This window comes from Paenibacillus tritici, from assembly GCF_013204885.1.
Classification (GTDB): Bacteria; Bacillota; Bacilli; order Paenibacillales; family Paenibacillaceae; genus Paenibacillus_AQ; species Paenibacillus_AQ tritici.
Genome location: NZ_JABMKX010000005.1, coordinates 189,214 through 214,466 on the forward strand (window position 1 = coordinate 189,214; position 25,253 = coordinate 214,466).

Below are 25,253 nucleotides of genomic sequence, written 5' to 3' on the forward strand. Positions count from 1 at the left end.
TCCCTCCGATTGTAAATGATTTATGGGGTCCCCGCAAAGTACTTGGATGAGCTTCGGAGTGTAGCCTCACTTTGGGGAAGAAAGTGGATGGATTCGGCAAAGGTTCGGGCCAAGCAGGCGAATGCCCCGGGGCATATGCCAATTTCGCAGCGATACAGACAGATGTCCATGAGGCGGATGCTGACTCCGCATATAGTACTACTGTCTTGAGAATATAACGGGGCAGGGTGAAGGCCGTGAAAACAAAAAAGAGAGGCGAGCATCCTCAGGATTACCGGGAGGGATATCTGGAAGGATACCAGCTCGGCTTGTGCGAAGCCGTGAAGCGCCTGAATACCCCGGAAGTGGGAGCATGCCAGCCGTTTAAGCTGATGTATGTTCCCCAGGGATTTCAGGCGATCGACGCGGGAGTGGCAGCAGCGCTGCGGCTGCTGGTAAGCGAACTGATCATCTGTCCTCCGGACACCATGCTGGAGGTAGCATCGCGCGAATCGCCGGGAGCGGTGCTGGTGATGAACGGGCTGCATGTGTTTCCGGCGAATCATCTGGAACAAATTACGGAAATCAGGAAGCTGGGTATTCCGGCAGCGATCTGGTTTGTGGATGATCCGTATTTTACCGAGGACACTTCGGTGATCTGCCGGCACTATGATTATGTGTTTACGCATGAACTGGGCTGTGTGGAGTTCTACCGTTCACTGGGTACGGCGTCTGTGCATTATCTTCCGCTGTGCGTCAATCCCCAGATGTTCTATCCGCGCCATACCGGACCGCAGTATCACTATGATGTGGTGTTTATCGGCAATGCCTTCCGCAACCGGACGAAGCTGTTCGATGAACTGACTCCGTTTCTGCGGGGGAAGAAGGTACTGATTGCCGGGGGATTCTGGGAGCGGCTGAACAACTTCGAGGAGCTGTCTCCCTTCATCAAAGACGGCTTCATTCCTCCGGAAGAGACAGCCAATTATTACAGCGGCGCCAAGCTGGTCATCAATATCCACCGTCCCTGGGAGGGAGGGCAGGACAACCGGAATACATTCCAGCTCCCCTCCCTCTCGATTAACCCCCGGACCTACGAGATCAGTGCCTGCGGAACGATGCAGCTTACGGATGTCCGTGAGGATCTGGAGAGCCATTATACGCCGGGCCGTGATCTGGAGACCTTTGCTTCTGCCGATGAGCTGAAGCGCAAAATTGACTATTACCTGAAGCACGAGAAGGAGCGCCGTATGTATGCGCTGCGGGGATTACAGACTACCCTTCGCCGTCATACCTTTACTTCGCGTCTGCCTCACTTACTGGGTGTTCTTACTTCAAGAGGGTGAATTTCAATATGAATCAAAAGGAGCGAATACTCATGAATAATCAATTTATCATGCCAACACCGCCGCTGCCGAGGACCCCTGCCGAGGAGGAGAAGCTGCGGGGCCGCCTGACCGGCTTCAGGAGCGGATACGATGAAGGTTATCTGCGGGGCCGTCTGGCGATGCTGGACGGACGTCCGGAGGAACCGTATCCGGTACGCAATCTCCATGTGATGTATGTGGCTTCGGGTAAAGGGTATCCGTATTCTCCGCTGGATGATGCGGTGCTCTGCGCACTGCAAAGATTAACGGCTCATGTGACCATTACCGATGTACGCCAGAATCTGGTGGAGCTGGCTTCCGCCCAGTGTCCTGATCTGGTGCTGGTGCTGGATGGTCTGGATTTGCCGCTGGAGCAGGTGTCCGTTCTGCGCGGCCGGGGCATCAAGACTGCGATATGGCTCACGGATGATCCGTATTACACCGATTTTACGATGAAAATCGTTGCCCACTATGACTATGTATTCACCTTGGAGCTTAATTGCGTGGAGTTCTACCGCGGTCTTGGCTGCACGGAGGTTCATTATCTTCCCTTTGCCGCGCACCGTGAACATTACCGTCCGACAACCGGAAGATCGCCGGTCTGCCGCGATGTCAGCTTCATCGGGTCGGCTTACTGGAACCGGATTAATTTCTTCCGTGAAATTATGCCGGAGCTGATGAGCTATAACACGGTCATTAACGGAATCTGGTGGGACCGGTTGCCTGAAGCCCCGCTCTATGGCGACCGGATTGAGATTGGCAAGTGGATGTCTCCGCAGGAGACGGCCGTCACTTACAGCGGCTCGAAGATTGTCATCAACCTCCACCGTTCGCACATTGACGAGGTCGTCAACAATAACACACTGTATATTCCGGCCCTATCGCCGAATCCGCGCACATTCGAAATTGCTGCCAGCGGTACGCTCCAGCTCAGCGATGCCCGGGGTGATCTGGGTTCATTCTACAAGGTCGGGGAAGAAGTAGATACCTTCTCCAGCCCCCGGGAGCTGATGGACAAAATCCAGTATTACCTGACTCATGAAGAGGAACGCCGGGACATGGCGCTGCGCGCTTTTGAACGGACGCTGAAGGATCACACGTACACCAAACGCCTGAATCAGCTGCTTAGTGTTATTTACGGGTAATGCGGCGGGGAATGTCCTGTTAGGCTGTTCCAAAAATGTGCGTATCACAGGGGACAGGTGTCGTGCCGGCATCTGTGCCCCCTCAATATACTGGAGTACCGGGCAGTGATGTTAGCCTGTACGCAAATGCCGAAGTGAGTTTTACTGCGATGTAAATGCCTTGATGCTAAGCTTCGTAAAACTTAAGTTTATGCTTCCGAAGTGAGTTTTACTGCGATGTAAATGCTCTGATGCTAAGCTTCGTAAAACTTTTAGGGAGGTGAATGGCTGCTCCACAGCCCCTCGCAGGGGAGCGCCGAGACACCATGGCCGACAAAGCTACAATCGTCCTCTTTTCCCATGTTTCCAATACACGCAGTATAACGGGTGCGGAGAAGCTGCTATTGTTCTTCAGCCGGGAGCTGTCACCTTACTTCAATTGTATCCTTGTAGCTCCGCAGGAGGGGAAGCTCACCCGCCTGGCCCGGAGCTATGGACTCCATGTCCGGCTGATGCCTATTCCACTGGTCTATGGAGTGTATACCCCGTACGCAGGTCTCCCGGCAGATATCCGCAAGCTACAGGAGGGCCGGGAGTATCATGAGCTGTGTGCCTGGCTTGCGGAGGTCTGTCCGTCTTTTGTAATTACCAGTACCTGTGTGCATGCCTTGCCGCCATTGGCCGCGAAATCACTTGGTATACCAGTAATATGGAAGATCTCAGAGACCATTACAGACAACGAGTTCACCCCGATCAGCGTAGAACTGATCCAGAGCAACAGCGATGAGATCCTGGCCATTTCGCAGACGGCGGCAGCTTGTTTCCCGGAGGATATCCGTGAGGGTAAGGTGGCCCAGCTTCCTCCCTCCTGGGATGACGCAGAAATGATGTTCGGAGCCTGGAGCAAGCTGAGGGGAGAACGGCGGAGTGAGCTGAAGATCGCTCCGGGCGAACCGCTGATCGGTTACGTCTCTTCCTTCATTAATAAGGAGAAAGGCCTGGAGCATTTCGTTAAGATGGCCGTACTGGTTCATCAGCAGCATCCGGCTGCCCGCTACCTTGTAGTGGGGACTCCCGGGGATAAAAGCTACTATGAGCGCTGTGTCCGCAAGGTGAAGCTGGAGGGTCTGACCTCGCGGTTCCGATTTGTCGGGTACGAGGAATGTCTCCCGGCTGCCTATTGCGCTATGGATCTGCTGGTCGTGCCCAGCCTGATCCGTGAAGGCTTCGGCATGACGGCGCTGGAGGGCTACGCCTTCAGCAAGCCGGTGGTCGCGTATGATTCCGGCGGCCTGCGGGAGATTCTGGACGCTGCTGGCTGCGGTGATCTGCTCGTACCCGCAGGAGACATCGGAGCGCTGGCAGAGCGGGTGAACGCTCTGCTGGCCGATCAGGCCCTGGCGGCCGGCATCGGCAGCCAGGCGCGGGAACGCATCGAGGCCGTCTACGGCCCGGCGGCTTACCGCGCCCGCCTGCAGGGCTTAGCGGAGAGATGGCATCTCCGCTTCTGCCTGAACCCGCCGCAGATCATCGGCGGGCCAGGAGGTCCGCCCGCCGCGCCTGCGGGCGGAGGCCCCCCCGCGGCAGAGCAGCCGCGGGAACGTCCCGGGCGCCGCGCCGCACGGCTGCGGGCCGCGAAGCTCCGGCGCGGCAGGCTGCGCCGCGCCGCTTCCCGTGCCCGTGCCGGTGCGCGCACGGGCCGTAAGAAGCGCGCGGCAGGCTCCGCGCGCCGGAGGGCCAGCGGCGGCGGCAAGAAGCGCCGCGCGGGCCAGGCAGCGGGCCGCCGGAGCAAGCGGCGGCGCAAGGCGGGCTGAGGTCGGCGGGGGATGCCGCGGACCGGCGTTTTGCCGGCGTTGCGCCAGCCCCCGCCGGAACCGTGCTAATCAGAGGTATAAATCCCTCTGAACCCGCTGCTCCCGCCGGAACCGCGCGAATCAGAGGTATAAATCCCTCTGAACCCGCCGCCCCCGCCGGAACCGTGCTAATCAGAGGTATAAATCCCTCTGAACCCGCCGCCTCCGCCGGAACCGCGCGAATCAGAGGTATAAATCCCTCTGAACCCGCTGCTCCCGCCGGAACCGCGCGAATCAGAGGTATAAATCCCTCTGAACCCGCCGCCCCCGCCGGAACCGCGCGAATCAGAGGTATAAGTCCCTCTGAACCCGCCGCGCCGGTCCGGCCGCCAGCTCGGACAGAACCGCCTGCCCTACCATAAGGGCAGGCCATAATCAAAGGGGAGTGAACCCATGAAGATCATGACGATTTTGGGCACACGGCCCGAGATCATCCGCCTCAGTGTTATCATTCCGCTGCTTGACCGGTATGCGGAGCGGCATGTACTGGTGCATACGGGTCAGAATTTCACAGCCAGCCTCAGCGGGGTATTCTTCGCCGAGCTGGGGCTCCGTGCACCGGACTATGTGCTCCAGGATAAGCAGGCCGGACTCGGGGGCCAGCTGGCCGCCATGTTCGGAAGCCTGGAGAGTATCCTGCTTCAGGAGAAGCCGGACCGTATTCTGCTGCTGGGCGACACCAACAGTGCGCTGTGTGCCATTCTTGCCGAGCGGATGGGCATTCCTGTGGTGCACATGGAAGCAGGCAACCGCTGTTACGATCTGAAAGTGCCGGAGGAGAAAAACCGCCGTGTCATAGATGCCGTCTCGACCATAAATATGCCCTATACCCAGCAGAGTAAAAGACATCTGCTCAGCGAAGGGTTCCCCAGCCAGCGTATCGTGTTAACCGGCAATCCCATCCATGAGGTCATTACACATTATGAGGAGCAAATCGCGTCCAGCAACATTTTGTCCCGGCTGAAGCTTGAAGCAGGCCGCTATCTGCTGGTGACGGCCCACCGGGCCGAGAATGTCGATGATCCGCAGTCGCTGCTCCAGATTATGTCTGGCCTGAACCTGGTGGCGGAACACTTGGGACTCCGCCTGATCTGCAGCATTCATCCCCGTACACGCTCCAAGCTTACGGAGCAGTTCCCGCTGACGATGAACCCGCTGGTGGAATTTCATGAGCCTTTCGGATTTTTTGATTTCGTCCATTTGGAACGTTATGCCCTATGCGCCATTACGGACAGCGGTACCGTTCAGGAGGAGTGCTGCCTGATGGGGGTGCCTACGGTGACGATCCGCCGGACCACAGAACGTCCGGAGACCGTTGATTGCGGAAGTAATGTAGTGTCCGGGGTAGAACAGAACAGTATTCTGCGCTGTACCGTGCTGATGACGTCGCTTAAGCCCGATTGGGAGGCGCCGGAAGGGTATCTTGCCCAAGGTGTCTCGGTCAAAGTAGTTAAATTTCTGCTTGGAGGGAACCTGCATGTTCAATAATAAACGGATTCTGGTTACAGGCGGTACCGGTTCCTGGGGGCATGAGCTTATCCGGCAACTGCTGCCGCAGCATCCCAAAGAAATCATCGTATTCTCCCGCAGCGAGTCTGCACAGGTAGCCATGAGCCGTGAATTTGAAGATAAGCGCCTCAGCTTCATCATCGGCGATATCCGTGACAAGGATGCCCTGGTAGCGGCATGCCGCGGTGTGGATTATGTGTTCCACCTGGCGGCGCTCAAGCATGTTCCAGTCTGCGAAGACCAGCCGTACGAGGCGCTGAAGACCAATGTAGTCGGCACGCAGAATGTGATTGAAGCGGCAATTGCCAATAATGTGGAAAAAGCGATCTACATCTCCACCGACAAAGCTGCCAATCCGTCGAACTTCTACGGCATGACCAAAGCCATCGGTGAGAAGCTGTTCGTATACGCCAACCTGATCGGTTCGGGGACCCGCTTTGTCACGGTGCGCGGCGGCAATGTGCTGGGAACGAACGGCAGTGTCGTCCATCTGTTCATGAAGCAGATCCAGGACAAGGGACAGGTGCGGATCACGGACATGAATATGACCCGGTTCTTCTTCACGCTGCGCGACGCCATTACTCTGCTGTTCAAGGCTTCCGAGGTCAGTCTCGGCGGCGAGATCTTCGTCATGACCATGCCGACCTGCCGGATCGTGGATTTGGCCGAGGTGCTGATCGAGGCTTCCGGCCGAAGAGATGTCACCATGATCGAGGCAGGCATCCGGCCGGGTGAGAAAATCCACGAGATTCTCATGAGTGACTTCGAGAGTCTGACTACGGTGGTCTATGATGAACAGTATCTGGTTATTCTGCCAACCCTGGATATGCCGGAGCTGAAAGAGCATTACCGCCATTTCCCCCATGTGTCCTTCAATAGCTTCAGCTCGGAGGATAACCTGATGCAGCAGTCGGAAATCAGGGATATCCTGGTGCGGGGAGGGTTCCTCCAGTGAAACTCCTTATCCTCGGCGGAAATGGTATGGCGGGTCACATGCTGGCGGAATACTTCCGCCGCCAGGGCAAGCATCACATCTTCCACACAACCCGGGATAAGAACGATCTTGGAGGGTTGTATATAGATGCCGATGACATTGCCGGCGTAGAGAAGCTGGTCGAAATCGTCTCCCCCCATTGCATCATTAATGCAATGGGGGTACTCAATCAATTTGCCGAACGTGACCGGATCGGTGCGTATCATGTCAACGGATTCCTGCCCCATCGTCTGCGGCGGGTGGCAGACCAGATCCGTGCCCGGCTCATTCACATCAGCTCTGATTGTGTATTCGAAGGAACGCGCGGAAGCTACACGGAGGATGACCCTGCTGACGGCACATCGGTCTATGCGCTTACCAAGAGTCTTGGAGAAGTGCGGGACCCCGGACATCTGACAATCCGCACCTCAATCATCGGGCCCGAGATCCGCTCCGGCGGGATCGGACTGATGGAATGGTTCCTGGCCCAGAAGGGCCGGGTGGCCGGGTATGAACATGTGATGTGGAATGGAGTCACCACACTGGAACTGGCGAGAGCCGTCGATTCCTTGCTTGGCTCCGATCTCTCGGGGCTGATACATCTGGCCCATCCGCAGCCGGTAAGCAAATATGAGCTGCTGCAGATGATGCAGGCTGCATTTCATAAGGAGGATGTCGAGATCTTTCCGCAGCAGAATCCGGTTCAGGACCGGACGCTGGTCAGTACCAGAAGCGATGTGACTATAAAGCTGCCTTCCTATCCCCAGATGCTTAGGGAGCTGGCCGATTTTATGTACAGCTCAGAGATACCTGCCAGCTCAGAGATACCGGCCCGCTCAGAGATACCGGCCCGCTCAGAGATACCGACCCGCTCAGAGCTGCCGATATGAAGGGGCGGAGACTGCTGATTACCGGAGCTGCCGGATTTACCGGCCGTCATGCCGTGGCTTATTTTGCTGCCGGAGGAGCAGAGGTGACAGCTGTAGTACGCTCCAAGACAGCGGAATCGGGTATTTTTCCGGCGGGGGTTCGGCGGTATGTCTGCGATCTTGGGGACCGCAAGGCTGTGGCAGCAATGATTGAAGCAGTTAAGCCGGACCTGGTATTGCACCTGGCAGGGAAGAATTCGGTCCCGGAGTCCTGGCGTGACCCGCTGCTCTATATGGAGACCAATGTAATGGCTACCCTATACTTGCTTGAGGCGCTGCGATTCCAGCCGGCCAGCCGTATCCTGGTGGCCGGCTCCCGGCTTAAGTACAGACCGGGTACGGAAGAACCGCCTCATCCCTACAGCCTTAGCAAGACGCTGGAGGAGCTGGTATCGCTGGCCTGGGGAACACTTTTCAAGCAGCCTGTGCTGATGGCGGAGCCCTCGAATCTGATCGGTCCCGGTCCATCGACCGGCTTCTGTTCCCTCCTGGCACGCCATATTGTGCGCAGTGAAGAAGCTGCGTCAGCCGGAGAGGCGCCTCCTGCAGCATTCAGGCTCTCCTCGCGCCATACGCTGCGTGACTTCCTGGATGTGCGGGATGCGGTTCGGGCTTATGGCTTCATTCTGGATTCGGGAGAGACGGGTAAGGTCTACCGTATCGACTCCGGAGCCCAGCGGGAGCTTGGGGATATTGCCGCGAAGCTGCTGGCTCATGCTGCAGCTCCGGTTATGATGGACTGGGGACCGGATCAGGAGCAGCACAGCCGGGGGAAGGACTCCCCGGCATCTGCCGTTCCGGTGAAGCCTCCGTTTGAATCTGCTGGTAAAGAGGTGCCGCCTGTGGAACCGGAAGACTATGCTGCCATTCCCGGCTGGAAGCCGGAGATTGGGCTTGACCGGTCACTGGCGGATATTATCGGCTATACAAGGGCCGGTGAGGAAGGAAGGTTGTTATGAAGCCCAGAGTATCCGTAGTGATTCCTTTTTATAATTGTCCTTATATTGAGCAGGCGCTGCAAAGCGCCCTGGCTCAATCCTGGCGGCCTTATGAGATTATCGTGGTGGATGACGGTTCAACGATGCATACAGAGCGGATAATCCCTTACCTGCCCCATATCCACTATCTGGGCAAAGCCAACGGTGGCACTGCTTCCGCGCTCAATCACGGGATTGCCCATGCTTCGGGAGATTATGTTGTCTGGCTCAGCTCGGATGATATGTTCTACCATGACAAGATCAATAACCAGGTTCTGTTCATGGAACAGAACCGTTTGCTGATCACCTACACTAATTTCAACTTCATTAATGGAAACTCGCAGGTTGTTGAGCTGAATGCGGCGGCTGTGTTTCATAACCAGCTTGACTATTTGCGCTGCTTCCTGCACGGCAACCCTATCAACGGATGTACGGTGATGTTCAAGCGGGAGATATTCGGCGCCATCGGGTTGTTTGATGAAGCCCTTCCGTATACCCATGATTATGATCTGTGGTACCGGGCCATTCTGAACGGTTACGCACCGGTGATGCTGAACCAGTCCTTGACTGCCTACCGCCGGCATGACGGTATGGGCACGCTTAAGTACTATGATGTTATCATGGCGGAAGCTGCGGCCACCAGTGCCCGTTATCACGCCCCGCTAAGCGGCTTGATTGCTTCCATGGGCGGCTAGCTGCCCATGAAAGCCAGGTATAGCCTATATACAAGCCGCTTAATGCTTAGGAGGGAGAGTCTATGTACCGGGAAATAGAAGTGAAAGACTTCCTGCCGGTCCTGCTGGAGCAGCTGAAATTCTCCGAGAGTATTCTGGATATCGGCAGCGGTACCGGTGCGTTGCTGGAGCGGTATGAAGCCGCTGTGGTGCTGGGGCTGGATATCCATCGGCCCTATCTGCTACACCGCCAATACAAGTCCCCCCATATCATTCCGGTTCATGCCGATGCCGGACACATTGATAAGCTGTTTCTGCCGGGAACCTTCTCTGCGGTCACACTGATTGATTCCCTGGAGCATTTCTCGATGAGTGAGGGCATGGAGCTGCTCCGCAAGGCAGAGATTATCGCTGCAAACCGGGTGGTTGTATTTACACCGCGGGGATTCTTCCCGCAGGAAGGAAAGGACCATTTCAATCTGCACGGGGAGTATTACCAGAAGCACTGGAGCGGCTGGGAGCCCGAGGATTTCCTGAAGCTGGGCTATGCTGTAACTGTGCTGAAGGGCTTCCACCATGCCGAGAATCCCTCATTCCGGGAAGCATTCGGCGAGAATCATGCGCCGCTGGATGCTCTGCTTGCCTGCAAGACAGTATAAATGAACTCAGTGAGGAGGCCGGCGCATGGAGCATAAGACCAAGGTCTCGGTGGTGATTCCGTTCTATAATTGTCCCTACGTGAATTTGGCGGTCGAAAGCGTGCTGGCGCAGAGCTATACGGATATTGAGCTGATTGTTGTCGATGACGGTTCTACGCTCTATATGGAGAAGCTGGAAGCATATAAGAACCAAATGGTGTATATCCGCAAACCAAACGGCGGAACCGCCTCGGCACTCAATAGAGGAATCCAGGTGTCCAGCGGGGCTTATTTTGCCTGGTTAAGCGCGGACGACCTGTTCCATCCCGATAAAATCAGACGGCAAATGGAGACCATCCGCAGCTCTGGAACCTTCTTCAATCATACGGCTTATTATTATATCAATGCGCTCGGGGAACGGTTCTCCGGTATCATCCGGATGCCGGCCTTCACCAGGCAGGCTTTCATTCAGACCATGATGTCAAGCTGTCCGGTTAACGGCAGTACGGTTCTGTGTGATATGGAGATCTTCTCCAGGATCGGACTGTTTAATGAAAGTCTCTTGTATACCCAGGATTATGACCTGTGGCTGCGGATTCTGCCGCATTTTGAATGGTCTTATATTGACGAGCCTTTGCTTGATTACCGCGTTCATAACGAGATGGGCTCTGTCTTGCACAGCGAAGCGCAGCGCCGGGAAATTGCACAGGTGCAGTCCATGCATAGGGGCAATCTGACCCGGCTGCTGAGAAAGGAGAGAAGCACATGAGACTGACCTTTCCGGCGCTGACGTTATCCAGAGGCGGTGCGCAGCGCATGCTGACCGAGCTGGCTAACCGTCTGGCTATAATGGGCCATAAGGTTGTTGTTCTTATTCCCAGCAACGGTGTGGTGGAATATGAGATGAAATGCCCGATCATCACTGCCCCCAGGCCGGTGCTGTCGGAGGAAGATTTCCCCTATGGGGATGTGATCATCTCCAATTACTATACAACCGTGCCGGTTGCAGAGCGGGCCAGCCAGCAGGGGAAAGGGCTGCATATCCGGCTGGCCTTATGTTATGAGCCAACCTTTTTGCCGGATAATAATCTGTCGTTCTCCTCCTATAGCATCACCCGTAATCTGCTTGTACTGTCACGCTGGCAGCAGGAGATCATTAGAATGAATCACGGCATTAAGGGCAGAATTGTTCCGGTGGGAGTCAACCCCGATTTCAATAATACGCATTTGCGCGACAGGGCAGACAGACCGCTTATCATTTCGGCAATCATGCGGCGGCCGGAGGGTGGATTCTCAGGCCACCGCGAACAGGAATACCTGATTGAGCAGCTGGATAGGGTCAAGCGTCTTCATCCTGAAGTTATAATCTACATCATTGTTCCTCCTGCCGAATACGCTGCCTCAGAGAGTCTGCAGGAGCTGTTAAGCACCCGAAGCTATCAGCTTCGGACACCCGGGAATGATGTGGAGCTGGCTTATCATTATAATGAGAGCGATATTTTTGTCAGCTCCAGTACCAATGACGCCGGCTCCTTGCCGGGGCTTGAAGCCATGCGCTGCGGTGCGGCTCTGGTTACAGTATATTCAGGGGGGAACCTTGAATACTGCGCACATGGACATAACTGCCTGATGTCGTACCGTCATGAGAACCGTCTGGCTGCGGATATCGTGACTCTTATTGATGACAAAGAGCTTCGCTGTCGTCTGGCCGCCAGGGGAGAGCTGGATTCTCAGCGCTTTACCTGGGAGCGGAGCATGCAGATTTTCCAGACAGAGCTGTTTGATATTGTATCCAAACAAGGCGCAAGATGAGGATCACAGCAATCACAAAGAACCCTCTACCCCGGTTAGCTGATCGGGTTAAGGGTTCTTTTGCATACATAAGTTAAAAGATTGCGAAGGAGTTCATCATCTCCCGGAAGGAATGGGCGTATTGATCGAATCCAAAATGTGTGACCATATGCTGACGGCCCTGATAGCATATAGCTTCACGCAGCGGAATGTTATCCATCAGCTCCAGACCTTCGTTAACAGCGGCCTCCACATTGCCGATGGGGTAAAATTTGCCCGTTATATTATGGGTGATGAAGGAGCGGACACCGTCCGAATCGGTACTGAGCACAGGACAGGAGCAGCAGACGGCCTCAGCTACCGCATATCCAAACCCTTCTGTGACTGAACTCGACAGCAGGAAGCCCCCGGAACCTGCAATGGATGAATAATATAAAGGCATAGTCTGATTCGGTATATTCGTGAACACAATCAGGCGGTCATCCAGTCCAAGTGCATACAGTTCTTCATTGAATCTCTCCTTCTGCTCCTCTGATGCCAGAGCCGGATCATGGAACATCCAGAGATGAAGATTAGGCTTATGCTTGCGGAGTACATGGGCAATCTTCAGATATTCACTCCAGTTTTTGTTGGGTTCCAGCCGCCCGACCCAGGCAATAACCGGATCAACAGGCTTCTCACCGGGGATATGCCGGAAGGTGTGTACATCCACTAGGTTCGGAATGACATAACGCTGCAGCCAAGGGCAGATTTCGATGAATAGCTCGAGTAAATGATCTGTCGGAGGAAGCAGCACGGCATTGCAGAAGGCCTGCAGGTAAGGGACGGATTCTATAATCAGATTCCTGGCCTCGTCTCTTGTTCCAAGCCCCTGTGACTCGTAGATCAGGATGCCGCCATACCCCAGCCGGCGCAGGCGTTCCATCAGTATATAATCAGAAGTTACAATAATGGCGTCATAATGATGGGTATCCAGTACAGCCTTGATATCCTCATCCTGCGGAGCTATGAACACCGGGAAGCTTACCGAATTGTGACTTCCGAACCCCGGCATGAGATAGAGCACATGGCATTCGATGCCGTTCTTCTGAAGCGTCTCACACCGCAGCCTGTTCAGAGTCTCCACCCCGCCGCTCGGCACATAGAACGTAAATAAAACCTTCAAGTTCACCCCTCCTGACATTAACCCTGCGGAGAAACACAGTCTGCTGTTTATAAGATACGCCGGATTTCTCCTGCGCGTGACTAATTGGGGCAGGGTTGCCAAATCCTGCTCAGGATAGCTTGGCAGGGCAGGAGCCATGCTAAGGTTGTTACGCCGCACTTAATTATTCTGTGATGGGGGATGAATGAATGTTGCGATCGAAATTCGGTTTGTCGGTTTCTGCGGCCCTGCTGGTTGGTGCCATCAGTATTACCGGTTGCGGTGCCAATAACTCTGCAAGTAACAACGGTAATATGCAGACCAAAAATGTACGGGGGGCAGACGGGCGTATCCACGTGAACTCTGTACAGAACGGAATGCGTGACAATGACTTCGGCAGCATGGAGATGAGCAAGGAATTGGCTGACCGTGTAGCGGCCATGCCGGAAGTCCGTTCGGCTAACGTAATCATGGTAGGCAGAAGTGCTTATGTAGCCGTAATGCTGGAGAATGCTTCAGGTGGTGTGCACACGAGGAATACCCGCGATATGGGAACCGGAAGAGGAACGGCTGCAGGGGTTCCCGGGATGACGGGTACAGGCGGTTCGATGGCTGGAATTCCGCAGAATCTGACGGGCACTGGGACCGTTGGCGGTACGGGTACGGCAACTCCCGGAGATTATCTGGGGAACGGCAATAACGGCATTATGTCCCGCAGCAACATGGTCGATGGACGGCACATGAAGCGCGACATTGACGAGAGCCTCGGCGGCAATATCGGAACACGCAGCGTAACGCCTGGTAATGGGACTGCTGCCGATAAAGACACGCTTACCGGGGAAGTTAAGGACAAGATCGCCGCAGAGGTACAAAAAGGAAACACTTACGTTAATAATGTCTATGTCTCTGCGAACCCGGATTTTGTGGAACGGGCCGATTATTATGCCCGGGAATTCCGTGCCGGACATCCGCTCAAAGGCTTCGCCAATGAGTTCCGGATTATGGCCGAACGTATTTTCCCTGCGCGCAGCGGAGAATAAGCAGCCTTATGCCTTGAATAACGCTAGTATTCCAGAGGAATATGAGGCTTATTCAGATGACGGGCATATGGATGGACACAGAAGCAACACAGACAAAATATAAGGGCAGTTAATAGCCATGAAGCCACCTTCCCCGCAAACGGGGACGATGGCTTCATGGCTTACTATACATACTGGACTACAGAAGCAGACAATAGCGCCGCTTACTGGATTTCATCCTCCAGCTTGCGTCCGCCGATCCATACGCCGCGCAGATTAAGGTCATTGTCCAGCTGCAGGATATCACCGCGTTTGCCAGTCTCAAGTGACCCGATAGAACGCTGCATACCAAGCGACAACGCTGGATTATAGCTGGCCGCCAATGAGGCCTCCAGCAGGCTGAGGCCGATCTCCTGAACCAGGTAACGGAAGCCCCTTATCATCGTCAGTGTGCTGCCGGCCAGAGCCTCGGGATGCTCTTTCAGCGTAGCTATGCCGTCCTTGACAATGACAGGCAGATCGCCGATGGCGTATTCTCCGTCACGAAGTCCGGTCGCTGACATGGCGTCTGTGATCAGCAGCAGATTGTTGTTGTTCTTGAGCCGGGTGATAATACTGATGGCTGCCGGATGAACATGGATGCCGTCGGCAATCACCTCGGCGCGAATCCGGGGATCGAACAGGACTGCACCGGCGGCTCCAGGCTTGCGGTGATGCAGCGGCGTCATGGCGTTGAACATGTGAACCGCCTGATTCAGCCCGGCATCTGCCGCAGCAATGACCTGCTCGAATGAGGCATCCGTGTGACCAAGAGCTGCCGTAATGCCATGCTGGCGCAGCCACTGGATGGCCTCAAGGGCTACTTCACGCTCGGGGGCCAGCGTAACCTGGCGGATCATTCCCGGATACCGGGCTTCCCACTCCTCCAGCCACGTCAGGTTAGCCGGAACAATATGCTCGGGATTCTGCGCGCCAGGCCATCTTACGCTGATGAACGGTCCCTCCAGATGCACGCCTACCAGCCTTGCATAAGGCATACCGCCTTCTCGGGCACGGTAAGCATTCACCTCAGACAGTACTTGATCAATCTCCGCCTTGGCAGCCGTCATTGTCGTAGCCAGCATAGAGGTAGTCCCGTGTGAAGCGTGGAACTGTGTGATCGTATCAAGAGCGGCTTCATCACTGTACATGAAGTCGTGGCCGGCCCCGCCATGTACGTGCACATCAACGAATCCGGGAATCAGCAGACCTTCCGGCTCCTGGGTGGCCGTCCGCCAGCCTGCATAAGCTATGGGCAGCCAAGCCGCTTCCCCGGCGTATTGGATCAAGCCTTCCGATACGGCAAGTACGCCCTTCTCAATCACTCCGGCAGGAGTGAGCACTTTGCCGTAGAACAGTTCCCCGGCAGTATGGTTTATTTCAGCCATTTTGCCGCTCCTTCATCTAGCAGGACCACTACATTTGGATGGCTCTGCAGCAGCGAGGCGGGGCACTGGGTCGTGATTGGACCCTCCAGCGCATTTTTGACCGCTTCCGCCTTCTCTTCGCCGCGCACCAGCAGCACAATCTGCTTCGCTTTGAGAATGCCGCCGATGCCCATCGTTACCGCCTGCCGCGGAACATCCTCGACACGGTCGAAGAAGCGGGCGTTGGCTTCCAGCGTCTCTTCCAGCAGGTCTACCACATGTGTCCCGCTGCTGAGGCTGGCATCCGGCTCATTGAAGCCGATATGGCCGTTGCTGCCAATCCCCAGGATCTGCAGATCTACCGGGCCGTTATCTTCAAGCAGCTTATCATACGCAAGGCATTCGGCATCCAGATCCGGGGCATTCCCGTTCGGGACATGGGTACGGGCCGGGTCAATATCAATGTGATTGAACAGATGCTCATTCATGAAGCTGCGGTAGCTCTGCGGATGATCCACAGGCAGGCCGACATATTCATCCAGATTGTAGGATGAGGCTTTGGCGAAGCTGACGATGCCCTTGCGGTGCATCTCCACAAGCTTCTCGTATACACCTACCGGAGAGCTTCCGGTAGCCAGACCCAGAACCGCTCTGGGATTACTTTGCAGCAGGCTGGCAATAAGGTTAGCTCCTGTGGCTGCAAAATCATGTTCATGCTGAAATTTCAAAATATTCATTAAGATTGGCCTCCCCGTTTATGACGGTAATGTTGGACGTTCAGATAAGATTGCTCCAGCTTGGGGATGAAATCTCCAAACCGGGTACTGACCATGCCGGTGAACAAAATATCAATAATATGCAGCTGTGCGATCCGTGAAGCCATATCGCCGCGCCGCATGCCCTGCTCCAGAGAGGAGGAGAACAGCGGAATATCGGCCAGTGTGGCCAGTGTGCTGCTTCCGTACGAGGTTAACGACACTGTGGAAGCACCGCTTGCGGCAGCACAGGTTAAGGCATCTACTGTCTCCGGAGTCTCCCCTGAATAAGACACAGCGAAGGCCACATCGCCGGAAGAGAGCGAAGAAGCGGAAGTAATCTGCATATGGGAATCGGCAAAAGCGGTGCAGTTCACGCCGATGCGGATCAGCTTCTGATAGAAATCCTGGGCCACGATGGAGGAGGTCGCCATCCCGTACAGATCGACCCGCCGCGCCCGGCACAGCAGATCAATAACGTCCTGCAGCCGTCCGAGATCCAGCAGCGAGGTGGTGTCCCGTATCGAGGCGAGATGATTGGCCTGCATCGCCTCTACGATGAATTGAAGCGGGTTACCGGCCACAATGTCCTGATAGGAGGAGCTGCCATCCTGCGGTGAGCCGTCGCTATGCGCAAGCTCCGCCGCCAGCTTGACCTTGAAGTCGGGATAACCTTTGAAGTGCAGCGATTTACAGAACCGCGTAATCGTTGCCGTGCTGATGCCGCATTCCTCCGCCAGCTCCGTGATGCCCATATGGACAATTTCTCCAGGCGAAGCCAGGATACGTTCTGCCAGCTTGCGTTCCATTTGCGACAGCTTGGGCTTGCCATGCTCCAGGGCATGCAGAATGGGAGACAAGCACTCACCTTCTTTTCTATAGATTCATGTAGCTTTCTCTAATTTTTCTGTATTTATTGAATGGGCCTGCATAGCTGGGGGCGAGAGGATGTTTGTGAAATTATTTTACATAATATAATTAATAAAAAAGAAAATTATTTTCATAACTAGAATAAAACAAATTGCAGAAGGTTGCAATAGGAAGTTTGATTAAAGGGTGTATGGAGGGTCTTGGAGGGGAGTTGGGGCGGAAGAGGGAGGGTTGGAGAGCAGCGTTGAAGCCGCTGTGGAGGAGTGGGGACGGGGCTAGCGGGAGCGCTGTTGAGGAAGGGTGTATGCGGATCAGCGTTGGAGCTGCTGTGGAGCCAGGCAGAACAGGTAAGCTGAATCTTGCAGGGCGGGGTCCCATCAAGGTGCTGTTCGGCCACACGCCGAAGGCAGGAAAGGATGAATGCCTTACAGGTTCCTCTTTTGTCGACAACCTTATCCACCACGGCTGCTGTGGAGCAAGGTGGCGGGCCTGCTGGAGCACTGTTGCGGAAGAGTGCGGGTGGGCATAGCGGGAGAGCTGTTGAGGAAGAGTGTATACGGATCAGCGTTGAAGCTGCTGTTGCAGAAGAGTAGTTGGATTTTTGTCATTTAATTAGTTCATTTTCTGCGCTCTGTAGAAATTAATTGGATTTGTGCTACTTAATTCTGACTATATCCCCCATATTAGCTGGTATGACAAAAATTAAGTGATGTTTTTCCAACTGCTTCCTTTCGTGCCGGATTTCTTTCATTATTAGATGACGTTTATCCACTTGTTAATCCTTCTGATCAGAGCATGTTAGTTAAAAAACAGTTGCAGAGATAGTAGCGAGGAAAGGTGCGGTGGTATGTAGACGGCAAAGGGGAGAGGGATTGCAGAGGAATAACAGAGAGCGGAGGAAGGGTGGGAGGCAGAGCAGGGAAGGTAGGTGCTAGGGAGGGAATGTGGTGCTGAGGAGGCAATGGAGCTGCCAGTAATATAAGAAGCTGCAACCTGCGCGTTGAGCTTACCCGCACAGGTTGCAGCTGTTACAATGGATGTGTTTATTTGGTGATCCGGCTTGCGGTCCGTGTTCTGCTGGCTGTACGTCTGCCGCGCAGCAGCTCCCAAAGGATGAAGACGAGAATCAGCAGCTGTGGAACCGTGGTCTCCCAGGTCGGATACATGCCGAGCCAGCCGATGGAAGGCAGGCTGCTCCCGGTATGTGCCGGCAGCTTGCCGGCGATCTGCAGCGCGTGGATGCTCTCGCCGAGGAAGCGGAACACCAGATAGTAGATCAGCACCGTTGCGGTGCGGAAGAAGGCGGCAACCGGCAATCGGGCACTGAGTGCAATCATGGCATAGCCCAGAATGATCAGGACTACCAGCGCGCCGCCTATCCCGAGCAGCAATTGGGAGGTAGCGATGGCCGGTGCCATACCTGCGTAGAAAATAGTGGTTTCCGCTCCTTCGCGCAGGATGGCAAGCGCAGCGATGAAGAACAGGTACCATAGATTGCCTTTGGCCAGGGCGCCCTGCATCTGGCGGTCCACATATTTATTCCATGCAGCCGCACTGGATTTGCTGTGCAGCCAGCGGCCGACGGTGAGCATCATGACCACGGCGACCAGTCCGGTGATGCCTTCAATCAGCTCACGTGCTCCGCCGGAGGCGGCCTGCGAGAGGGTATAAGTTAACAATACAGCGAGACCGATGCTTCCGGCCAGTCCTGCGGCTGCACCGGACCAGACCCAGCGGCGGGCAGCCGGTTCAGCTTCCCGGCGCAAATAGGCAAGGAGAGCGGCGAGGACAAGAATCGCCTCCAGCCCCTCACGCAGCAGAATCAATGCCGCATCCCATGCGGTATACGTCCGTTCCCCCGACAGCGGCGTGAGCTCAGCGAGCATCGTATCCATGAGCTTTAGTGCCTCGGCCAGCTTCGGAGGGCTGGAGAGCAGATAGCCGGAAGCGGCGGTGCTCTCATTCTCAATACTGGCATAGACCTTGGGGGAGGCAAGCTGCACTTTTCCTTCTGCCGAAGGCCAGGCCGTGATGAACTGCTCCATCACGGCTGCGGCTGCTGCGCTGTCACCGGCTTTGGCAGCGGCTGCGGCTTTTTTCAGGTAGCTGACCAGTCCCTGAATGGAAGCCGGCTCTGCTGGCGTTCCCCCGGTATCGACAGCCCGGCCTTCACTGTAGTCGGACAGCAGCGTAACCAGCGCCCCGGATTCCGCCAGCGCGGCCTCCCCGCGGACCGGCTCCGCCTGCAGCGCAATGCGCAGCAGGCTCATCTTCGTCTCCAGCAAGCCGTAGACGGCGGGATTGTCCGCCCGGATGCCGCGTTCCGCCGGCGTCCAGCCGTTCACGACGGCGCGGTAGGCTTCCGCCGCCGCCGCCCAGTCGGCGCTGCGCGCCGCATCCCGCGTGCGCTGCGCCGCGGGCAGCAGCTTCGCCGCCGCTGCGCGTCCGGCGGCGCCCGTGTCACCGCCGCCCTCGCCTGCGGCGGCGGTGACATAGGCGTCCACGCTCCGGGCGAGCGTGGACAATGCGGACTTGGCGGGTGCGCCACCGCCGTCCGCCAGGGCCTCTGCCGCGGCTGCCAGCGCGGCGTCCACCTCTGCTGCCGGACCGGCGAGTGCCGGGTCCGGCGTGCCTTCATTCGCGCTGCGCCACAGCGCCGCGAATGATTCAACATCGGCCGCCGCCGTATCCCAGCGGCTCTGGCCGGCCTCGACCAGCGCGCTGCCTACAGGCGGCAGCAGCTCATCCAGCGGCGCGCCTGATGCAGAAGCCGGCGCGCCGGGCAGCAGCAGAAGCAGGCAGAGCAGCAGCAGTGCTGCTCTGATCTGCCGCCATGGATTGATTCTAAACCTTGTGGTCATCGGGATCATTCCCTTCAAGAATAAACATACTCTTATCCATCCTCTGCATAGGTAGAACGTAGGAATCAGCAGCAGCTCTTGCGGGTGAGCCTCAGGCGGTTGCTTCGGCTCCTGCCGTTCCCATTTCCCCTCCGCTTCTTATTGCTCATAACAACCTCAGCCGCACTAATGTACTACTATTTAGCTGGTTAGCTGGAAAACATCTGCCGTTATCCATCACTCCAGCACCAGCTCGACACAGCTTTGGATTCCACAACATTCGTCTTTGTTGTTGCGGGCCACGCTCTATGTTCAATTAGTCATGCAGCTTCCGCACAGCGCTCCGTCTGCCGTCAACCCAGCAGCATCTCCCCGATATATCCGCCTTCCCGGACACCGGGGAAGCAGGCGAATACGGCGCTGCCGGTATGAACCATGTATTCATTCAGCCGGTCATTCCGGGAGAGGCGCTGCTGAATGCTCACGAACTGCTTCATCAGGTCCTTCTGGAAGCTGATGAAGACCAGCCCGGCATCGAGCTGTCCGGTCTTGAGATCCATGCCGCTGGAATAGGAGTAGGAACGGCGCAGCATTTGGACCGAACCGTCCCCATGGGCGAGAGCTGAATGGGAATCCGGCGGGATAACCGGCCTGCCGCTGGCATCGGCTGCTTCCAGATTCAGCTTGGCGAATTCATCCCGCGCTCCAATCGGGGCGCCGCTCTGCCGGTGACGCCCGAAGGTTGCCTCCTGATCGCTCAGGGAAGAGCGGTCCCAGACCTCGATGCGAAAACGCACCCGGCGCAGCGCAAGATACGTGCCGCCGTTCATCCAGGCCGGGCCATCGGTGCTGCCGCTCCAGACGATCTTCCGCATCTCGGCGTCACTCGTGACATCCGGATTTCCTGTACCGTCCTTGAAGCCGAGCAGATTACGGGGCGTGCCGCCTGACGGGTCGGCGCTGCCGCTGCGCTGGAAGCCTTCCTGCGTCCATCGCAGTACGGCCGTTCCCCGGGCGATGCGGGCCAGATTGCGGATGGCATGGAAGGCCACCTGCAGATCATCGGCGCAGGCCTGCACACAGAGATCGCCGCCGCACCACTGCGGCTCCAGGCTGTCTCCCGTGAATGCCGGGAGATCGGTGAAGGAGACGGGCCGTTTACCGGCCAGTCCGAACCGTCCGTCAAACAATGCAGGCCCCGCCCCGAACGTAAGCGTGCATTTGGAAGGGGTAAGACCATCGGCTTCACCGGTGTCGGTGGGCGGGAGATTGGGGTTGTCGTTCATGCTGCCGATCAGCGTGCCGGCAGTAAGGGCTGCGGCGGCGGTAGTCCAGGCCTCCAGCAGTTTTCGGACATCGCTGATCTTAGTGGTTGTCAGATCAAAGGAGGCGAAACAGAGGAAATTCTGCGCAGGTGTAATAATGCCTGCCTGATGAATTCCGTAGAAAGGAATTGTATCCGCGGCCGCAGCCTGCACAGGGGCGATGGCGGGGACAGCCGGTCCTGACGCTTGGCGTGCCGCCAATATGCCGCCCACACCGCTTCCGCCGAGCAGCAGGCCAAGGCCCGAGGCGCCGGTAAGCCGCAGCATATCGCGGCGGCTGAATTTTTTATCCAACAGGTTAGCATCGGTCTCAGGAAGTCCGCTCCCTGTCTCAGCGTCATTCCCGGCCTTCTTGTCCTTCTTATTCATATAAGTCACACTCCCAGAATAGTTCCCATGTTGGATAGTGGCTCTGCCAGGGCGTCGAGATTCTGGCTTAACCGGCGGACCTCATCTGCTTGGAGTGTTTCGTAAGAGACATAGCCGTCACCCGATTTGAACGGAGCCAGCTCATTCATCAAGGCCGTGAACCGTTCGCCGATGGTTTGCTCCAGGGCAGGATCTTTTTTGGCCAGCTCAGGCTTCAGCAGCTCATAGATCTTCTGGGCACCCTCCACATTAGCGACAAAATCATACAAATCCGTGTGGGAATAACGTTCCTCTTCCCCCGTTACCTTGGAGGAGGAGACTTCGTTCAGCAGCTCAACGGCTCCCGTAACGAGCAGGTTGGCATCAATCTCGGCGGTTTCAACCTTGGCGCGCAGCAGCTGCGCGTCCTTCAGCAGACGGTCCGCAACATCCTTCATACCATCCGTTGTCTTGTTCTGCCAGAGTGCCTGCTCGATCTTATGGAAGCCGCGCCACTGCGCTGCCTCCACATCATTCTCACGGGCATCAATATTCGGGTCCAGATCCCCGAGCGCTTCGGCGATAGGTTCGATCCGTTCATAGTACATACGGGCCGGAGCATACAGCGCCTTGGCCTCTTCCAGCTTGCCTGCCTTGACGGCATCCGTGAAGCCTTCGGTCTGCTTGACGAACTCGTCGCATTGCTCTATGACATATTTCCGGTATTCGTCAATGGCAGTAGTGAAATCCGCCGCCGTAGTTGAAGCTGCAGTTACTGCGGGGGAAGGGGTTGCCCCGCCGCCAGTCTGTGCTGCAGCATTATTCCCGGAGTTATTGCTGTTCTTGCCATTATTACTGTTATCATTGCTCGCACATCCGGCAAACAAGAGCGAAGCTGCAAGCAAACCCGCAGGCACTGCATAACCTATCTTCATTCGGCTGGACACTCCTTTTGTTGTGAAACTGATAATCATTATCAATAATGGACTTATCATAATTCTCCGTATCTAACCTGTCAATATAAATGTGATAATTATCATACTCCTACGATTGCGCACCCATAGAACAACGCAAAAACGCCTCCCGACAGGCGGAAGACGTAGTCCGTACAACATTCCTCCCGGATAGCCGGGGACCCACGAACCGGAATTGTAATATATGCAACATTATGCCTGTCCAGGCGGAGGGGATCTTATGGAATTCACGTTACTACCGGGCGAGTGTCCAAGCCAACACAGCAATCCCCGGCAACTCCTGAAATGTTCCTTTGCTTTTACATAATTCATTGTCTCAAAAGCTTCGATTCGTTCAACCGCATAATTGACTTCCCTTAGCTCGAACGGCTCATCCCACTCTATATCGTGGACCGCTCAATAATCCGGTAATCGAGCTTGCGGTAGGTCGGCTCGGCGCTGCCTGAGCTGATCTGTTCATGAATGATGCGGAAGGCGGCGGCCCCCATCTCATACAGATGATTGTCTATGGTGGTAATCTCCAGCAGCCGCCCGATCGGCTGGTTATCGAAGCCCATCACCGCGAGGTCTCCAGGGATGCTGAGTCCGGCTCTGCGCGCTTCAATGATTAGTCCGGCTGCCACATGGTCTCCAGTGATAATCATGGCTTCCGGCCGTTCAGGCATCTCCAGCAGTGACTGTGCCACGGCGGCGCCGTCTTCCTCCGTAATACAGTCATAGATCATCCATTCCTCTTGAAATGCCAGCTTATGCTCGGCGATGAAATCGCGGTAAGCCGTCTGCCGGATAACCGCGCTGCTGCCATTCTGCCGCCCCTCGCAATAACCGATCGTGCGGCAGCCCTTGTCTGTCAAATACTGCAGCCCCTGCCGAAAAGCCGCATAATGCTCAATATACACAGAAGAATAGCGGCGTTGCCCGCTGTCCTGGCAGGTGACAACCGGACCGTAGGCCGTGTACTCCTCGATGATCTCCGGCTTCAGCGCAGTAGATACAATAACGACACCGTCAATCTCTTTATTGCGCAGCATCTCCAGCACTTTGATTTCTTCTTCCACCGAATAGTTGCTCTGGCACAGAATCAGCCGGCATTGCGAGAGCAGTGCCTCGCGGGCAATTCCGTTCATAATAATCGAGAAATAAAAGGCGCTAATATAAGGAAGAATCACCGCCACAGCGCCGGTACGTCCGGTAATCAGATGAACGGCGTTCATATTGCGGGTATAGTTCAATTGCTCTATCGTATCCAGTACGGCGGCTCTTTTATCCTTGCTGACGTAAGGATGATTATTCAGCACCCGGGAGACGGTCGTTACAGAAACTCCGGCCATCCGGGCGATTTCTTTAATATTAGCCATTGCGTACGCTGCCCCCTGAGTAAGACATGGAATGGTTTTATTTTACCATAGAACTTATTCACATTTTGGCCTATAAAAAGCTTGCTATGGAATCCATTTCATAAAATACACTAGGGGTGCAACAATCCTTACCGGAGAAACCGGCGTGACCGCGAGGGCGTGACGGACCGGTAACGCTTGTTGTTTTTTGCCTCCGCCCAATTTAATCCTGCGACAGCACCATTAACTGCCCCACCACATAGTATGGTTTGACTGTATCCCTTTACCTTGTTATACCAAACAAACCCAGAGCAAGGAGGGGTGACACCATTGAAGGGGAACGAACATCATAGTAAATTCCTGTTGACGCATCGTGAACGCGAAGTATTCGAGCTTCTTGTGCAAGACAAAACTACACGGGATATTGCAGGACTGTTATTCATTAGCGAAAAAACCGTCCGCAATCACATTTCCAATGTAATGCAAAAATTAAACGTAAAAGGCCGTTCGCAAGCGGTTGTCGAGCTGATCAAGCTTGGGGAGCTGAAAATATAGCTGCCGTGCTTCAGAGGTGATGCGTTTAAGCCTTCTTTTCCCCTTCGGGGGAGAGGGAGGTTTTTTGTTGGAGATCATGGTAAATAAATAGACCAAACGACTGCATTCCTTGGAGGAGGGCATCATTTAGTCTGTTTCTCAAACTCAATAGTCATTGTCTCAAAATCCACTTTGCATTTGGCTCTCATCATAAAATCAATACCAACAATTCCGTCGAAGCCATAAGGCTCTTGAATCGAACCGAGCTGAATCGGAAAATCATTCAAAGCAATATGTTCAATGGTAAAGTCGTGAATCTGCTGCTCATAGCAAATTTCACTCGTTCCCCCAACTCCATACATCCGTTTGGCCCGCCCATTGATAAAATCAATGTCGATACCTATCGCAGCTAATGCATCGGAATCAAAAACCGTTGCCGCACAACCTGTATCAAATAGAACATTTTGCAAAACAATCCATTTGTCATATTGAGCTACAGTCAGAGAAACGATAGGCAAGCCATGCTGTAATTGTAGCTTCATATCCGTTGCCTCACTCCTGAGAACAATTCCTCAACAACCTCAACATCAGTTCTGCTCGTATGAAATACATACAACTCACGGTTTGGATGAAGCTTATGCAGCTTTTTATAGCCGCTCCACGCTTCTTGCGAATTGTTGTAGTCCTGAATGACCGCCATATCCTCCAAATACCGCACACGGTTGTTGGAACTTGCCTTGATTGCTTCCACCAGTACAAAGCGACTAGGGTGCAACTTAGTAATTTCTCCCCATTTCATCGGCTTCACCTCGTTTAGTTTATCATATTTTTAGTATAGCATAGGATGCTTTAGGATAACGGAAGTGAGTGTGGTGAGAAACTGCCTT

24 protein-coding genes are annotated in these 25,253 nt (G+C 55.2%); 14 read left to right on the plus strand and 10 right to left on the minus strand.

Features of this window, described 5'->3' with window-relative positions; all coding sequences use genetic code 11:
- Positions 1-227: 227 nt before the first annotated feature.
- From HQN87_RS10515 to HQN87_RS10565, 11 genes are all read left to right on the plus strand, one after another.
- On the plus strand, positions 228-1,325 hold the full coding sequence (locus HQN87_RS10515; protein ID WP_436836464.1) for a CgeB family protein: 1,098 nt from the start codon (positions 228-230) through the stop codon (positions 1,323-1,325).
- A 32-nt stretch (positions 1,326-1,357) separates the two neighbouring features.
- Complete coding sequence (locus HQN87_RS10520) at positions 1,358-2,491, plus strand: CgeB family protein (RefSeq protein ID WP_173131904.1); 1,134 nt, start codon at positions 1,358-1,360, stop codon at positions 2,489-2,491.
- Between the two features lie 305 nt (positions 2,492-2,796).
- Positions 2,797-4,284, plus strand: coding sequence for a glycosyltransferase (locus HQN87_RS10525; RefSeq protein ID WP_173131907.1), 1,488 nt, complete (start codon positions 2,797-2,799; stop codon positions 4,282-4,284).
- Between the two features lie 432 nt (positions 4,285-4,716).
- Positions 4,717-5,811 (plus strand): non-hydrolyzing UDP-N-acetylglucosamine 2-epimerase, encoded by a 1,095-nt coding sequence (gene wecB, locus HQN87_RS10530; protein WP_173131910.1) that lies wholly within the window; start codon positions 4,717-4,719, stop codon positions 5,809-5,811.
- On the plus strand, positions 5,801-6,787 hold the full coding sequence (locus HQN87_RS10535) for a polysaccharide biosynthesis protein (protein ID WP_173131913.1): 987 nt from the start codon (positions 5,801-5,803) through the stop codon (positions 6,785-6,787). The genes wecB and HQN87_RS10535 overlap by 11 nt, the downstream gene beginning before the upstream one ends.
- Positions 6,784-7,695 carry an SDR family oxidoreductase gene (locus HQN87_RS10540; RefSeq protein WP_173131916.1) on the plus strand — a complete coding sequence of 304 codons (912 nt, stop codon included), beginning with the start codon at positions 6,784-6,786 and terminating at the stop codon, positions 7,693-7,695. Before HQN87_RS10535 ends, HQN87_RS10540 begins: the two co-directional genes overlap by 4 nt.
- Positions 7,692-8,693: an SDR family oxidoreductase gene (locus tag HQN87_RS10545; protein WP_173131920.1), complete on the plus strand. Its 1,002-nt coding sequence runs from the start codon at positions 7,692-7,694 to the stop codon at positions 8,691-8,693. Before HQN87_RS10540 ends, HQN87_RS10545 begins: the two co-directional genes overlap by 4 nt.
- On the plus strand, positions 8,690-9,406 hold the full coding sequence (locus HQN87_RS10550; protein WP_173131924.1) for a glycosyltransferase: 717 nt from the start codon (positions 8,690-8,692) through the stop codon (positions 9,404-9,406). The genes HQN87_RS10545 and HQN87_RS10550 overlap by 4 nt, the downstream gene beginning before the upstream one ends.
- Positions 9,407-9,468: 62 nt before the next feature.
- Positions 9,469-10,044: a class I SAM-dependent methyltransferase gene (locus tag HQN87_RS10555; protein ID WP_173131927.1), complete on the plus strand. Its 576-nt coding sequence runs from the start codon at positions 9,469-9,471 to the stop codon at positions 10,042-10,044.
- Positions 10,045-10,069: 25 nt separating this feature from the next.
- The gene (locus HQN87_RS10560; RefSeq protein ID WP_173131930.1) at positions 10,070-10,792 is read left to right on the plus strand and encodes a glycosyltransferase; all 723 of its coding nucleotides are present in this window, start codon (positions 10,070-10,072) and stop codon (positions 10,790-10,792) included.
- Entirely contained in the window at positions 10,789-11,835 is a 1,047-nt protein-coding gene (locus HQN87_RS10565) for a glycosyltransferase family 4 protein (RefSeq protein ID WP_173131932.1), read from the plus strand. Before HQN87_RS10560 ends, HQN87_RS10565 begins: the two co-directional genes overlap by 4 nt.
- Before the next feature lie 73 nt (positions 11,836-11,908).
- Here the strand turns inward: HQN87_RS10565 and HQN87_RS10570 are convergent, their stop codons facing one another.
- The gene (locus HQN87_RS10570) at positions 11,909-12,985 is read right to left on the minus strand and encodes a glycosyltransferase family 4 protein (RefSeq protein ID WP_367272697.1); all 1,077 of its coding nucleotides are present in this window, start codon (positions 12,983-12,985) and stop codon (positions 11,909-11,911) included.
- 182 nt (positions 12,986-13,167) lie between these two features.
- Between HQN87_RS10570 and HQN87_RS10575 the strand changes: the two genes are divergently transcribed.
- The gene (locus HQN87_RS10575; RefSeq protein WP_173131938.1) at positions 13,168-13,998 is read left to right on the plus strand and encodes a YhcN/YlaJ family sporulation lipoprotein; all 831 of its coding nucleotides are present in this window, start codon (positions 13,168-13,170) and stop codon (positions 13,996-13,998) included.
- Positions 13,999-14,201: 203 nt separating this feature from the next.
- Here HQN87_RS10575 and nagA read toward each other — a convergent pair whose 3' ends face one another.
- The 3 genes from nagA to HQN87_RS10590 are packed head-to-tail and all read right to left on the minus strand — an operon-like array spanning position 14,202 to position 16,998.
- Positions 14,202-15,404 carry an N-acetylglucosamine-6-phosphate deacetylase gene (gene nagA, locus HQN87_RS10580; RefSeq protein ID WP_173131941.1) on the minus strand — a complete coding sequence of 401 codons (1,203 nt, stop codon included), beginning with the start codon at positions 15,402-15,404 and terminating at the stop codon, positions 14,202-14,204.
- Entirely contained in the window at positions 15,392-16,120 is a 729-nt protein-coding gene (gene nagB / locus HQN87_RS10585; protein WP_173131944.1) for a glucosamine-6-phosphate deaminase, read from the minus strand. Before nagB ends, nagA begins: the two co-directional genes overlap by 13 nt.
- Entirely contained in the window at positions 16,120-16,998 is an 879-nt protein-coding gene (locus HQN87_RS10590; RefSeq protein WP_173131948.1) for a MurR/RpiR family transcriptional regulator, read from the minus strand. The genes nagB and HQN87_RS10590 overlap by 1 nt, the downstream gene beginning before the upstream one ends.
- A gap of 450 nt (positions 16,999-17,448) precedes the next feature.
- Here HQN87_RS10590 and HQN87_RS10595 point away from each other — a divergent pair, with 450 nt between their 5' ends.
- A complete protein-coding gene (locus HQN87_RS10595) occupies positions 17,449-17,601 on the plus strand; it encodes a hypothetical protein (protein WP_173131951.1) in 153 nt (50 codons plus the stop codon).
- 450 nt (positions 17,602-18,051) lie between these two features.
- Here HQN87_RS10595 and HQN87_RS10600 read toward each other — a convergent pair whose 3' ends face one another.
- The 4 genes from HQN87_RS10600 to HQN87_RS10615 all read right to left on the minus strand — a co-directional run bounded on the left by HQN87_RS10600 (position 18,052) and on the right by HQN87_RS10615 (position 23,853).
- On the minus strand, positions 18,052-19,869 hold the full coding sequence (locus tag HQN87_RS10600) for an FTR1 family iron permease (protein WP_254075447.1): 1,818 nt from the start codon (positions 19,867-19,869) through the stop codon (positions 18,052-18,054).
- 332 nt (positions 19,870-20,201) lie between these two features.
- On the minus strand, positions 20,202-21,542 hold the full coding sequence (gene efeB / locus HQN87_RS10605; RefSeq protein WP_173131956.1) for an iron uptake transporter deferrochelatase/peroxidase subunit: 1,341 nt from the start codon (positions 21,540-21,542) through the stop codon (positions 20,202-20,204).
- 5 nt (positions 21,543-21,547) lie between these two features.
- Positions 21,548-22,456, minus strand: a complete 909-nt coding sequence (gene efeO / locus HQN87_RS10610) for an iron uptake system protein EfeO (RefSeq protein WP_173131959.1) — start codon at positions 22,454-22,456, stop codon at positions 21,548-21,550.
- A 419-nt stretch (positions 22,457-22,875) separates the two neighbouring features.
- Complete coding sequence (locus HQN87_RS10615) at positions 22,876-23,853, minus strand: LacI family DNA-binding transcriptional regulator (protein WP_173131962.1); 978 nt, start codon at positions 23,851-23,853, stop codon at positions 22,876-22,878.
- Between the two features lie 309 nt (positions 23,854-24,162).
- Here HQN87_RS10615 and HQN87_RS10620 point away from each other — a divergent pair, with 309 nt between their 5' ends.
- Positions 24,163-24,387, plus strand: a complete 225-nt coding sequence (locus HQN87_RS10620; protein ID WP_019908812.1) for a helix-turn-helix domain-containing protein — start codon at positions 24,163-24,165, stop codon at positions 24,385-24,387.
- 122 nt (positions 24,388-24,509) lie between these two features.
- On the opposite strand, the gene HQN87_RS10625 is transcribed toward HQN87_RS10620, so the two are convergent.
- A complete protein-coding gene (locus HQN87_RS10625; protein WP_173131964.1) occupies positions 24,510-24,908 on the minus strand; it encodes an aspartyl protease family protein in 399 nt (132 codons plus the stop codon).
- Positions 24,905-25,165 (minus strand): hypothetical protein, encoded by a 261-nt coding sequence (locus tag HQN87_RS10630; protein WP_173132550.1) that lies wholly within the window; start codon positions 25,163-25,165, stop codon positions 24,905-24,907. Before HQN87_RS10630 ends, HQN87_RS10625 begins: the two co-directional genes overlap by 4 nt.
- Between the last annotated feature and the right edge of the window lie 88 nt (positions 25,166-25,253).